We start from the raw sequence: 12,555 nt of genomic DNA, 5'->3' as shown, positions 1-12,555 counted from the left end.
GCGGTGCCGTTGCCGAATTGGCTGGAGTTCACCAGTTCCAGGGCCTCGTCGTAGGAGTCGACGCGGATGACGGAGAGGACGGGTCCGAAGATTTCGTCGGTGTACACGCTCATGTCGGTGGTGACGTGGTCGATCAGGGTCGGGCCGAGCCAGAACCCGTCCTTACCGCCATCGGCCTGCACGGTGCGGCCGTCGACGACGATGGTGGCCCCGTCGTTTTCGCCGGCGTCGATGTAGGAGGCGACCTTGTCGCGGTGCACCTTGGTCACCAGCGGTCCCATGTCGGAGTCGCGGGTGCCGTCGCCGATCTTCAACGTGTCGGTGCGCTCCTTGATCTTGGCGACCAGTTCGTCGGCGATGTCGCCGACCGCGACCAGGACGGAGATCGCCATGCAGCGTTCGCCGGCGGACCCGAAGCCGGCGTTGACCATGGCATCGGCGGCCAGGTCGAGGTCGGCGTCGGGCAGGACGATGGCGTGGTTCTTCGCCCCGCCCAGTGCCTGGACGCGTTTGCCGTGGGCGGTGCCGGTGGCGTAGACGTACTGCGCGATGGGGGTGGACCCGACGAAGCTGATGGCCTTGATCGCCGGGTTCGTGAGGAGTTCGTCGACGGCGGTCTTGTCGCCCTGGAGGACGTTGAACACCCCGGCCGGGAGGCCGGCCTCGGCCCAGAGTTCGGCCATCCAGATCGCGGCGGTCGGGTCCTTCTCGCTGGGCTTGAGGACGACGGTGTTAGTTGAACGGGGAGATGATGCCGACCGGGCCGACGGGCTGGCGGAGGGAGGAGACGTCGACGTTGGTGGAGGCGTTTTCGGTCATGCCGCCCTTGAGCAGGTGGGGCATGCCGCAGGCGAATTCGACGACTTCCTGGCCGCGGCTGACCTCACCCAATGCGTCGGAGACGACCTTGCCGTGTTCGGAGGTGATGATCTCCGCGAGTTCACCCTTGCGCTCGTTGAGCAGTTCTCGGAACTTGAACACGATCGCGGAACGCTTGGCGAGGGAGGTGTCGCGCCAGGCGGGGAACGCGGCCGCTGCGGCGTCGATGACGGCGCGGGCGTCCTCGACGCTGGCGAGGGCGACCTTGCCGGTGACGGCACCGGTGGCGGGGTTGGTGACCGGGGCGGTGTTGCCGCTGGTACCGGCAAACGGCTTGCCGTCGGACCAGTGTGCGATCTCGCGAGTGATGTTGGTGCTCATGTGTTGTCCTTTCACCGCGTGCGCGCGATGTAATCCTTCATGGTCTTCAGTTGGTAGCGGGAGACGTCGTGAGCGTTCTCGTCTTCGGCGAAAACGCTGGACACCATCACCGTGTCGGGTTTGTCGTAGAAGCCGAGTTCGCCGAGCCCGCCGAAGAACTCGTCCCAGTCGAGGTCGCCGTCGCCGATCTTGAGGTGCTGGTGCACACGCACCGGGTTTCCGGGCGGGTTGGTGATGTACCGCAGTCCGTGGGAGCGGTGGTGATCCATCGTGTCCGCGATGTGGACGAGCCGCAGCATGTCGCCGGCCGCGCGCATGATCTCGAGCATGCCGGCGCCCATGTGGTACGAGTGGCACGCGACGTACACCAGTCCGAAGTTCTTCGAGTTGATGCCGCGGATCATCCGGACGGCGTCCAGACCGTTCTCCACGAAATCGTCGGGGTGCGGGTCGATGCGAACGTCGATGCCTTCACGCTCGATGATGGGGACGAGTTCCTCCATCGACCGGTAGAAGGCGCGCTCCGATTCCTCGGCCTTCTCCGGGCGACCGCTGAACTCGGTGTTCATCACGTTCACACCGAGGTCGACGGTGATCTGAATGGCGCGCTTCCAGTACCGCACCGCCGCCTCGCGGGCGTCCTCGTCCGGGCCGGACCACCGCAGGACCGGCAACACGGAGGCGATTCCGACGCCCGCGTCGCTGCAGGACTTGCGGAACTGCCGGACCAGCTCGTCGTCGGCCTTCGGGTGGTTGAAGAACGGGATCATGTCGCGATGCGGGGTGAGCTGCAGGTGTTCGAAGCCGAGCTCGGCAACCACGGCCGGCAGTTCGAGGAGCGAGTAGTCGTGGTGGAACGGGGTGGGATCGAGTGCAATCTTCATCGTGATCAGGCTCCCGGAATGGAGGAACGGTCGACCATGTCGACGGCCACGCGCTCGCCGGTCTCGAGCGACTGCACGCCGGCGGCGCACACGGCGGCGGCGGCATAGCCGTCCCACGCACCGGGTCCGTCGACGTAGCGGCCGGTCTCCGCACCCGTGCGGGCGGCGTTCACCCAGCGCTGGATCTCGACGTCGTAGGCCTGGCCGAAGCGTTCCTTGAACGACGGGGTGATCTCCCCGCCCCACGCTCCGGCGCCCGAGCGGCCGTCGCCCGCGCCGGTGCCGTACTTGCGGACGAGCCCGACATCGAGCCCGATGAACGCCGAACCCTTCTCGGCGACGATCTCGGTTCGCACCTCGTAGGCGACACCGGTGGTCACGAAGACCTCGACGTCCACGTGGCGACCGGACTCGGTGGTGAAGAACGCGATCTGAGGATCCTGAAGTCCCTCGGGCGCACCGGGGTTCGCGGCGGGCCGGAGGATCTGTACCGAGGTGATCTCCTCGTCGAACAGAAATCGGGTCACGTCCACCTCGTGGACCAGCGAGTCCTTGACGATCATCGAGCTGTCGAAGCTCGGCGGCACGGCGGGGTTGCGGTGCACGCAGTGGGCGAGGAGCACCTGCCCGAACGTGCCGTCGTCGATGAGCGACTTCAGCTGCTCGTACTCGTGGTCGAAACGTCGCATGAAGCCGACCTGGATCAGCTTCCTACCGAGCTCGGCTTCGCGCTTGACGATCTCGAGGGACGTGGCGACGTCGGTGGTCAGCGGCTTCTCGCACATCACCGGCTTGCCGTGCTCGAGGCAGGCGAGGAGCTGCTTCTCGTGGGTCGGGCCGGGGGTGGCCAGGACGACGGCGTCGACACCCGGGTCGGCGATCGCGTCGAGCGGGTCGCCGATCACCCGGCAGCCGGGGATCCCGGCCGCGATCTGCTCGGCCTTCTCGACGAAGTAGTCGTTGACGACGGCGACGGTCGCGCCCTTGATGCGCTCGGTGATGCGTGCGACGTGGTCGGCGCCCATCATTCCGACACCCAGGACGGCGATGCGCAGGTCGTTGCTTCCGGACATAGCTGACTAGCTCCTGACGTGGTCGGTTAGACGAACTTGACGGACGGGATCCCGCAGGACCCCAGGTACTTACGGGTGCGCTGGGCGATCGGCAGCGGAACGTCCACGGCGCAGGGGTAGAGATCCTGCTCGACGATCGCGAACACGTCGATGTCGAGCTTCTCGATCGCGGCGAGCAGCGGCGGCAGGTCGGGGATGCCGAGCGGCGGCTCGATCATCGCGCCGAGCTTGACGGCCTCGCCGAACGGCAGGTCTTCGGCCTCGACCTTGGCGCGGACCTCGGGATCGACCTGCTTGAGGTGCAGGTAGCCGATTCGCTCGGGAGCGCGCTCGATGATCGCGAGGTTGTCGCCGCCGCAGTAGCTGATGTGGCCGGTGTCGAGGCACAGGTTCACGTACTCGCTGTCGGTGCCGTCGAGGAAGCGGTACACGTTCTCCTCGGTGTCGACGTGGCTGTCCGCGTGCGGGTGGTACTGCGCTTTCACTCCGTACTTCTCGAACATCTTCTTGCCCAGCTCGTTCATGCCGCCGGTCTTCTTCTTCCACTGCTCCGCGGTGAGATTGCGGTCCTCGAGCACCTCGCCGCTGCTCGGGTCGCGCCACATCTCCGGGATCACGACCACGTGCTTGCCGCCGACGGCGGCGGTCAGCTTCGCGACGTCCTCGATCTGGGTCCACACGGCATCCCAGGAGTCGTCCTGGTGGAGGTGCTCGAACACGGTGCCGGCCGACAGTTTCAGATTGTGGGCCGCGAGTTCGTCACGGAGCTGCTGCGGATCGGTCGGCAGGTAGCCGTACGGCCCCAGCTCGATCCACTCGTAACCGGATGCCGAGACCTCGTCGAGGAACCGCCCGTACGGGGTCTGCTGCGGGTCTTCCGGGAACCAGACGCCCCAGGAGTCGGGGGCGGATCCGACGCGAATGACGCTCATCGGGAAATCCTTTCGAGAAAGTGTGTCGGGGGGTGTCAGTTGCCGGACGGGCGCAGGAACGGGCGCTGGATCTTCTTCCACTGCGCGTACGTCTCGTAGGCGGTCCGGGTGGAGTCGAGGGTGCTGGTCTCGCTGACCGGGACGTCCCACCAGGATTCGCTGTCCGGGGCCGCGATTCGCGGGTCCGTCTCGACGTGGATGACGGTGGTGTTGTCGCTGGCCTTCGCCACCTTGACGGCGTCGGTGAACTCGGCGGCCGTGTTCGCGCGGATCACGTCGGCGCCGAGGCTCGCGGCGTTGGCCGCCAGGTCGACGGGCAGGATGTCGCCGTCGAGCCGGCCGGAGTCGCCCCGGTAGCGGTAATCGGTGCCGAACCGCTGGGAGCCGAGCGACTCCGACAGCGATCCGATGGACGCGAAGCCGTGATTCTGCACGAGGACCACGATGACCTTGACGTTCTCCTGCACGGCCGTGACGAGTTCGGTGGCCATCATCAGGTACGAGCCGTCGCCGACCATGATGAACACGTCGCGGTCGGGGCAGGCCATCTTGGCGCCGATGCCGCCGGCGATCTCGTAGCCCATGCACGAGAAGCCGTATTCGACGTGATAGCCCTTGGAGTCGCGGGTGCGCCACAGTTTGTGCAGGTCGCCGGGCATGGAACCGGCGGCGCACACGACGACGTCGCGCGGATCGGACAGGGTGTTGGCGAGTCCGATGACCTGATTCTGGTTCAGTCCGAGCGAGTCGTCGTCGATCTTGTAGACCGAGTCGACGGTGGACTCCCAGTGTGCTGCGAGTTCGGCTGTGCGCGAGCGATACTGGTCGGAAACATGGTAGTCGCCCAGTGCCGCGGTGAGCGCCTCCAGTGCCTCGCGGGCGTCTGCGACGACGCTGACGCCGCCCTGCTTCACTGAGTCGATCGACGCGACGTTGATGTTGACGAACCGCACGTCGGGGTTGTTGAACGCGGTGCGCGAGGCCGTGGTGAAGTCGCTGTAGCGGGTGCCGATGCCGATGATCACGTCGGCCTCGGTGGCGAGAGCGTTGGCCGCCGTGGTGCCGGTCGAGCCGATCGCGCCGACCGACTGCGGGTGGTCGTAGGGCAGTGAGCCCTTGCCGGCCTGACTCTGGCCGACCGGAATGCCGGTCGTCTCGGCGAACGAGGCCAGTGCCTCGGTGGCGCCGGAGTAGATCAGGCCGCCGCCTGCGACGATCAGCGGCTTCTTCGCCGACCGGATCACGTCCGCGGCCCGCGCGATCACCGACTTCTCGGGGAGCGGCCGGGCCAGGTGCCACGTGCGCTCGGCGAACAGTGACTCCGGCCAGTCGAACGCTTCCGCCTGCACGTCCTGCGGGATGGCGACGGTGGCCGCACCCGTCTCGACGGGGTCGGTCAGCACGCGCATCGCGCCGAGCAGTGCCGAAGGCAACTGCTCCGGCCGCCACACGCGGTCGAAGTAGCGCGACAGCGGTTTGAACGCGTCGTTGACGGTGACGTCACCGCTCGACGGCAGTTCGAGTTCCTGCAACACCGGTGCGCTCGCGCGGGTGGCGAACGTGTCGGCAGGCAGGAGCAGGACGGGCAGCCGGTTGATGGTCGCGAGCGCCGCGCCGGTCAACATGTTGGTCGAGCCGGGGCCGACGCTGGCCGACACCACCCACGTCTGCAGGCGATCCTTCTGGCGTGCGTACGCGACTGCGCTGTGCACCATCGCCTGCTCGTTGCGCCCGAGGACGTACGGCAGTTCGGATTCGGTACCGGATTCGACGGCGTCGATCTCGGCCTGCAGCAGTGCCTGGCCGAGTCCGGCGACGTTGCCGTGGCCGAAGATGCCGAAGCAGCCGGCGAAGAACTTGGTGCGTTCGCCGTCCCGCTCGACGTACTGGTTGGCGAGGAATCGGATGGTCGCCTGAGCCACCGTGAGGTGGACGGTGCCCTCGGCGTTGGGGTTCTTACTCGCCGACATCGGCGCGGTGGACACCACGGTCATGCTCCTTCGGACGGTGCGTGGAGGGGGAGGCGGGGATCGACGGTCTGGTGTTCCCAGCTGCCGCGCAGCCAGGTGTGGGCCGGGTCGTCGCAGATGTTCCAGACGCGGCCTTCGCCCGGCCCGGCCATGACGTTCAGGTAGTACATGTGATGTCCGGGGGCGGCGATCGACGGTCCGTGGTACCCGTGCGGCACGAGGACCACGTCGCCGGAGCGCACTTCCTCGAGTACCTCGATGGGCCGCTCGGGAGTGCCGTACACGCGATGGTATCCGAATCCGGTTCCGCCGAAATCCACTGTGGTGGCATTGGCTTCGGCGATCTCGAAGTAGTAGATCTCCTCGAGCTGCGACTCGACGTCGCTGTTCTCGTCGTGTTTGTGGCTCGGGTACGACGACCAGTTGCCACCGGGAGTGATGACCTCGCACGCGATGATCGAATCGGCCTCGAAGCGATCGGCGGTGCCGAAGTTGTGCACCTGGCGGCTGCAGTTGCCCGCGCCGCGCAGTTCGACGGAGATGTCGGCTGCCGGGACGTACCGGAACGGGAACTTCTGCTGCGCGCGGGCCCCGCACAGGGCGAATCGTCCACCGGTCGCGCTCGTCACCGTGTAGGCCGAATCCCGTCCCACGTAGGCGAAGTCGCTCGGTCCGTCGAACACGGAGCGCCGTCCGGTGAGGGCGAACTCGGTGCCCTCGCTCGACACCGCCGCGGACCCGGCCAGTGGCACGACGATGATCTCGTCGTCACCGGACGCGAGTTCGGCCGAGCCGCCGGGGGCCAGGGTGAGCACCCGAAGGCTCGATTCGGTCCAGCCCGCCGATTCGGGGGTGACCTCGAGGTCGAACGGTCCGGTGGCCGCGGAACCGACCGGCACGTAGTACTTGCTGTTCATCGTGGGCCTCTCCGGCGTGCGTCAGTGAACGAGGGATACGGCGGTGTCGACCGCGGCGGCGACGTCCTCGTCCCGCGGGTACAGCAGGGTGCGTCCGACGATCAGGCCGCGGACCGACGGCAGCGCGAGGGCCTTGGCCCAGCTCGCGAACGTTTCCTCGGGGGCTGTCTGCGGGTCTCCGCCGAGCAGCAGCGTCGGAAGCGTCGTCGCGTCCATGACGCGTTCCATCTCGTCGACCACCGGAAGCTTCATCCAGGTGTAGGCGGACGTGGAGCCCAGACCCTGGCTGATGTGGATCGACTTGATCACGGCGTCGGCGCTGAGATCGTTCTTGACCTTGCCGTCGACCCGTCGCGACAGGAACGGTTCCACCATGGCCATCAGTCCGGCCTCGGCCAGCGCATCGACCGCCTGGGCGCACGCGGTGAGGGTGGAGAGCGTGCCGGGATCGTCGAGATCGATGCGGCACAGCATCTTTCCGCCGTTCATGCCGGCCTTCGCGGTGCCGGCCGCGGTGTAGCCGGTCATCCGGTCGTCGAGTTCGAAACTGGCGCCGGCCAGGCCGCCGCGGTTCATCGACGAGATGACCACCTTGTCGTCGAGCGCGCCGAGCAGCACCAGATCGTCGAGGATGTCGGCGGTGGCGAGCACGCCGTCCACGCCGGGGTTGCGCAGGGCGGTGCGGAGGCGGTCGAGGAGGTCGGTGCGACTGTTCATCGCGGTCGGACGGTCGCCGACCGAGAGTGCACCGCGGGCGGGGTGGTCGGCGGCGACGATCATGAGCCGGCCGTTACCGCGGACCGTGGGCCGGGCGATCCGGGTCGCCCAAGCGCGGTCGATGGCGGCCGGGTCGTTCGCGCGTACCTCGGTGACGTCGGCGTAGGACGTGCAGACTGCGCGGTGAGCGAGAGTTTCAGACATTGACAGCCTCCGAAGTGGTGGAATCGGCGAGCGCCCGGACCTCGTCGGCCGTCGGCATCGCGGTGGAGCATTCGAGCCGGGAGGCGACGATCGCCCCCGCGGCGTTGGCGTAGCGCAGGATCTTCTCGAGCGGCCACCCGGCGAGCAGGCCGTGGCACAGCGTGCCGCCGAAGCTGTCGCCGGCACCGAGCCCGTTGACAACCTGGACGTCGTTCGGGGGCACCGTGATGCTCTGGGTGCGTGTCTTCCCGAGGACCCCTTTGGGGCCCTGTTTGACGATGGCCAGTTCGACGCCGAGATCGAGCAGGGCGTCCGCGGCCTTGTGTGCGTTGGACTCGCCGACCGCGATCTCGCATTCCTCACGGTTGCCGACCGCGACGGTGACGTGCTGGAGGGCCCGCTGCACCTGAGCGGTGGCGTCGGCGGGGGAGGACCAGAACATCGGGCGGTAGTCGAGATCGAGGACGGTGTGGGTGCGACGTCCGCGGGCCTCCCAGGCTGCGAAATGCGCGCTGCGGCTGGGCTCTTCGGACAGCCCGGTGACGGTCGACCAGTACAGCTTCGCGTCGCGGACCGCGTCGAGATCGATGTCCGCCGGCGTCACCTGCAGGTCCGGGGCGACAGGTTTGCGGTAGAAGTACAGCGGAAAGTCGTCCGGCGGGAAGATCTCACAGAACGTGACGGGCGTCGGGTGCTCGGTGTCGATGCCGACGTAGCGGTTGTCGACGCCGAGGTCGGTGAGTGCCGTGCGGACGAAGCGTCCGAACGGGTCGTTGCCGACGCCCGAGATGAGCGCGCTGCGGCAGCCGAGGCGGGCGGCGGCGACGGTGACGTTGGCCGCGCTTCCGCCGAGGAACTTGCCGAACGTCTCGACGTGTTCGAGGCCGACTCCGGTCTGCAACGGGTAGATGTCCACACCGCAGCGCCCGATGGCGAGGACGTCCAATCCGTTCCGGTTGGTGTGCGTCTGGATGGTGGTCAAGGCTGACTCCCGAATAGGTCGTTGTGGGTGGTCTGCGCAGGGCGCCGAGGTCTGATGGAAACTGTGCTCCACATCACCGGCTCCTGTCAAGACTTTGTCCTGACATTATTACTTGAAGTCAATCTGGTGTTAGTGTTCGCATACACTGCCGGAAAGATCGGCGACGGCGACGTCGCCCCGCGCACGAGGATCGGAGTTGTCAGTGGGTGCACCACTCGCAGTCGAGCTCGACCGATCGAGCCCGGTTCCGCTGTATTTCCAGCTCGCGCAGACGATCGAGAACGCGATCATCGGCGGGGAACTCGCTCCCGGTGACCGCTTCGAGAACGAACTGGCGCTCGCCAAGCGGCTCAACCTGTCCCGTCCCACCACCCGCCGCGCCATCCAGGAGCTCGTCGACAAGGGGCTGCTCGTCCGCAAACGCGGTGTCGGAACGCAGGTGGTGCAGAGCGCCGTGCACCGGCCGGTCGAACTCACCAGCCTCTTCGACGACCTCGCGCGGGCGGGGCAGAGCCCGACCACCAAGCTCCTCGATTACCAGGTATCCGTGCCGGCCGAAGACGTCGCCGCCGAACTGAACCTGCAGCCCGGCGCCGAGGTCGCGTCCATCCGGCGGCTCCGCAGCACCAACGGCGAACCGCTGGCGCTGATGACCAACCACATCCCGGTGGACCTCGCGCCGGACCCTGAGGAGCTGGAGGCGCACGGCCTCTACCACGCACTCCGGGCTCGCGGCGTGCACATCCGTCTCGCCCGGCAGCGCATCGGCGCGAAAGCGGCGAGCAAGGCGGAGGCGTCGCTGCTCGACGAGAAGACCGGGGCACCGCTGCTGACGATGAGCCGGACCGCGTTCGACGACTCGGGAAGCGCCGTCGAGTTCGGCAGCCACTGCTACCGCGCGTCGCGGTACTACTTCGACACGACCGTTGTCGATCGCTAGAACCGCGCGCGCGACGTCGTTCCCCCGCGGAATGGCCCTGCTGGTGGCAGGTGCCCTCTTCATGGAGATTCTCGACGCCACCATCATCGCGCCTGCCGTCCCGCTGATCGCCGAGTCCTTCGGTGTCGACGCAGTCGACGTCAACATCGCGATCTCCGCCTACCTGGTGACGGTCGCCGTTCTCATCCCCGCGAGCGGGTGGGTGGCCGACCGGTTCGGGACCCGCCGCGTGTTCGTGGCCGCCATCGCCGTGTTCACGCTGGCGTCCATCGGGTGCGCGGCGAGCGTGTCGTTGCCGATGCTCGTCGCGATGCGGGTGCTGCAGGGAGTCGGCGGCGCCATGATGGTGCCGGTCGGGCGCCTCGCGGTGCTGCGGTCGAGCACGAAGAGTGACCTCGTCCGCGCGATAGCCCTGCTCACGTGGCCCGCGCTCGCAGCGCCCGTCATCGCGCCCCTGCTCGGCGGTGCGATCGCCACCGTCGGCTCGTGGCGATGGATCTTCGTCATCAACATTCCCATCGGCGTCCTCGGAATCCTGCTGTCCCTGAAGCTGGTTCACGGGGCGGGTTCGCGGTCGACGAGCAGGCTGGACTGGCGGGGCCTCCTCGGGGTCGGAACGGGGATCGCGGCAGCCCTGATCGCGCTGGAGAGCATCCGCGTGACGGGCACGGACTGGCGGCGGGTCGCGATCGGGGGAGTGGTCGCGGTCGTTCTGCTGGCGGCCTCGGTGCGCCATCTCGCCCGCACTCCCCATCCGCTCGTCGACTTCCGCGTGCTGCGCGTCCGGACGCTGCGGACCACCGTCACCGGGGGGTCGCTCTACCGCCTCATCGTCACGGCAGTGCCGTTCCTGCTGCCACTGCAGTTCCAACTCGGCTTCGGCTGGACGCCGTTCCTCGCGGGTCTGCTCGTCGCGGCGCTGTTCGCCGGCAACATTGCCATCAAGCCCTGTACGACGCCGCTGATGCGGCGCTTCGGGATCAGGCCGATCCTGCTGGTCAACGCCCTGCTGTCCGTCGGCTGCTTCGGGCTGCTCGCCGCCCTGAGCTCGTCGACCCCGATGCCGGTCATCGCGGGGGTCCTCTTCGTGAGCGGAGCCCTGCGCTCGGTCGGATTCACCGCGTACAACAGTCTCGCGTTCTCCGACGTCGATCGTGCCGACCTCACGCACGCGAACACCCTCAACGCCGCCGTGCAGGAACTGGCGGCCGGTCTCGGGATCGCGGTCGCAGCGCTCGCCCTCACTGCGTTCACGCCGTTGGCGACGTCGTCCGAGCACGGGTTCGGGTCCGAATATTCCTGGACCTTCGTCCTTTTGGGCCTGCTGATGCTGTGCACGGTGGTCGACACCCTGCGTCTGCCGCGCGACGCGGGGGCAGCGGTCACGCGCTGAGCGCGCCCGCACCCGCCCACGCATCTGCTCGATTTCCGGGCCGTCTGCGGGACACTCATGTCCGATCATTTGATATGTGGTCCTAATGTCCAGACAAACTATTGACTTTCGGGTGTGACGCGTATTACATCTAAGGCACACGGCCAAGACGTCACCGGGCCGTTCGTCCCCCCGAGAGGAAAAGCAGATGAACTTCCCCAACCGGCGTCGCGTGGCGGTACTGGCCTGCGCGAGTGCCTTGGTGATGAGCCTCGCGGCGTGCTCGAGCACCGGAGGCAAACCGGACAGCAGCGGGTCCGGGATCGGCGCGGGCACCGCCGACACCCCGCGCATCACGATCGCAATGGTCACGCACGCGGCACCGGGCGACACCTTCTGGGACCTGATCCGCACGGGCGCGCAGGACGCCGCAGACAAGGACAACGTCGAACTGAAGTACTCGTCCGATCCGCAGGCCCCCAATCAGGCCAACCTCGTGCAGACGGCCATCGACTCGAAGGTCGACGGGCTCGCGCTCACCCTCGCCACCCCCGAGGCGATGGCGCCCGCCGTCAAGAGCGCGCAGGACGCGGGCATCCCGATCTCCGCGTTCAACGCCGGATACGGAGCCTGGAAGGACATGGGGGTCACCCAGTACTTCGGGCAGGACGAGACCATCGCCGGCCAGGCCGCGGGGAACCGGCTGAACGAGGACGGCGCCAAGCACGTCATCTGCGTCATCCAGCAGCAGGGCCAGATCCAGCTCGAATCCCGTTGCGCCGGTGCCAAGCAGACCTTCCGCGGCACGTTCGAGACACTCAACGTGAACGGTGAGGACATGCCGTCGGTGAACTCGACGATCGCCGCCAAGCTCCAGCAGGACCCGTCCATCGACGGTGTGCTCGCGCTCGGCGCACCGATCGCCCTCACTGCCGTGCAATCGGTCGGTAACGCGGGCAGCCCGGCCAAGGTCTACACGTTCGACACCAACGCGGCACTTGTCGACGCCATAACCGACGGCAGCGTGCAATGGGCCATCGACCAGCAGCCGTACCTGCAGGGCTACCTGGCCATCGATTCGCTGTGGCTCTACCTGAACAACGGCAACGTCATCGGCGGCGGCGGGCCCACGCTGACCGGGCCGTCGTTCATCGACAAGTCCAACATCGAGAAGGTCGCCGAGTACGCCAAGGCCGGCACCCGCTGATCGGCGGTCGATCACATGTCAGGGCACACGATCCGGACCCCGGTGGGTCCATCTCATGCACACACCGTCACCGTCACCATCGACCCGGCCGCACGACCGGCCGGCACCGCACAACGCTGAGATCCACCGGCGCGGAGAGGAAAGTCATGTCCACACA

Annotated in this window: 10 protein-coding genes and 1 pseudogene; 3 read left to right on the top strand and 8 right to left on the bottom strand. The window is 67.5% G+C overall.

Going from position 1 to position 12,555, the window contains the following annotated elements; translation table 11 throughout:
* The 8 genes and pseudogenes from mmsA to iolC all read right to left on the bottom strand — a co-directional run.
* Positions 1–1,200, bottom strand: a pseudogene (mmsA, locus tag AZG88_RS29035) (CoA-acylating methylmalonate-semialdehyde dehydrogenase); the annotation flags it as partial.
* Between the two features lie 11 nt (positions 1,201–1,211).
* Positions 1,212–2,084, bottom strand: coding sequence for a sugar phosphate isomerase/epimerase family protein (locus AZG88_RS29030; protein ID WP_061699865.1), 873 nt, complete (start codon positions 2,082–2,084; stop codon positions 1,212–1,214).
* A 5-nt stretch (positions 2,085–2,089) separates the two neighbouring features.
* Positions 2,090–3,157 (bottom strand): Gfo/Idh/MocA family protein, encoded by a 1,068-nt coding sequence (locus AZG88_RS29025; protein ID WP_061043235.1) that lies wholly within the window; start codon positions 3,155–3,157, stop codon positions 2,090–2,092.
* A 26-nt stretch (positions 3,158–3,183) separates the two neighbouring features.
* The gene (locus AZG88_RS29020) at positions 3,184–4,089 is read right to left on the bottom strand and encodes a sugar phosphate isomerase/epimerase family protein (RefSeq protein WP_005248152.1); all 906 of its coding nucleotides are present in this window, start codon (positions 4,087–4,089) and stop codon (positions 3,184–3,186) included.
* Positions 4,090–4,124: 35 nt separating this feature from the next.
* Positions 4,125–6,077 (bottom strand): 3D-(3,5/4)-trihydroxycyclohexane-1,2-dione acylhydrolase (decyclizing), encoded by a 1,953-nt coding sequence (iolD, locus tag AZG88_RS29015; protein ID WP_061699866.1) that lies wholly within the window; start codon positions 6,075–6,077, stop codon positions 4,125–4,127.
* A 2-nt stretch (positions 6,078–6,079) separates the two neighbouring features.
* Complete coding sequence (iolB, locus tag AZG88_RS29010; protein ID WP_061699864.1) at positions 6,080–6,976, bottom strand: 5-deoxy-glucuronate isomerase; 897 nt, start codon at positions 6,974–6,976, stop codon at positions 6,080–6,082.
* Between the two features lie 21 nt (positions 6,977–6,997).
* A complete protein-coding gene (locus tag AZG88_RS29005) occupies positions 6,998–7,897 on the bottom strand; it encodes a Cgl0159 family (beta/alpha)8-fold protein (RefSeq protein WP_005248147.1) in 900 nt (299 codons plus the stop codon).
* Positions 7,890–8,879 carry a 5-dehydro-2-deoxygluconokinase gene (gene iolC, locus AZG88_RS29000; RefSeq protein WP_005248145.1) on the bottom strand — a complete coding sequence of 330 codons (990 nt, stop codon included), beginning with the start codon at positions 8,877–8,879 and terminating at the stop codon, positions 7,890–7,892. The genes AZG88_RS29005 and iolC overlap by 8 nt, the downstream gene beginning before the upstream one ends.
* 202 nt (positions 8,880–9,081) lie before the next feature.
* Between iolC and AZG88_RS28995 the strand changes: the two genes are divergently transcribed.
* The 3 genes from AZG88_RS28995 to AZG88_RS28985 all read left to right on the top strand — a co-directional run bounded on the left by AZG88_RS28995 (position 9,082) and on the right by AZG88_RS28985 (position 12,398).
* The gene (locus tag AZG88_RS28995; protein WP_005248143.1) at positions 9,082–9,819 is read left to right on the top strand and encodes a GntR family transcriptional regulator; all 738 of its coding nucleotides are present in this window, start codon (positions 9,082–9,084) and stop codon (positions 9,817–9,819) included.
* Between the two features lie 31 nt (positions 9,820–9,850).
* Positions 9,851–11,212 carry an MFS transporter gene (locus AZG88_RS28990; protein ID WP_005248141.1) on the top strand — a complete coding sequence of 454 codons (1,362 nt, stop codon included), beginning with the start codon at positions 9,851–9,853 and terminating at the stop codon, positions 11,210–11,212.
* A gap of 187 nt (positions 11,213–11,399) precedes the next feature.
* On the top strand, positions 11,400–12,398 hold the full coding sequence (locus AZG88_RS28985) for a substrate-binding domain-containing protein (RefSeq protein ID WP_005248139.1): 999 nt from the start codon (positions 11,400–11,402) through the stop codon (positions 12,396–12,398).
* Positions 12,399–12,555 lie beyond the last annotated feature (157 nt).

Source organism: Rhodococcus sp. LB1, assembly GCF_001583455.1.
GTDB lineage: Bacteria > Actinomycetota > Actinomycetes > Mycobacteriales > Mycobacteriaceae > Rhodococcus_F > Rhodococcus_F opacus.
Note: the sequence above shows the minus strand (reverse complement) of the source record. Positions and strands in the feature narration are given on the sequence as shown.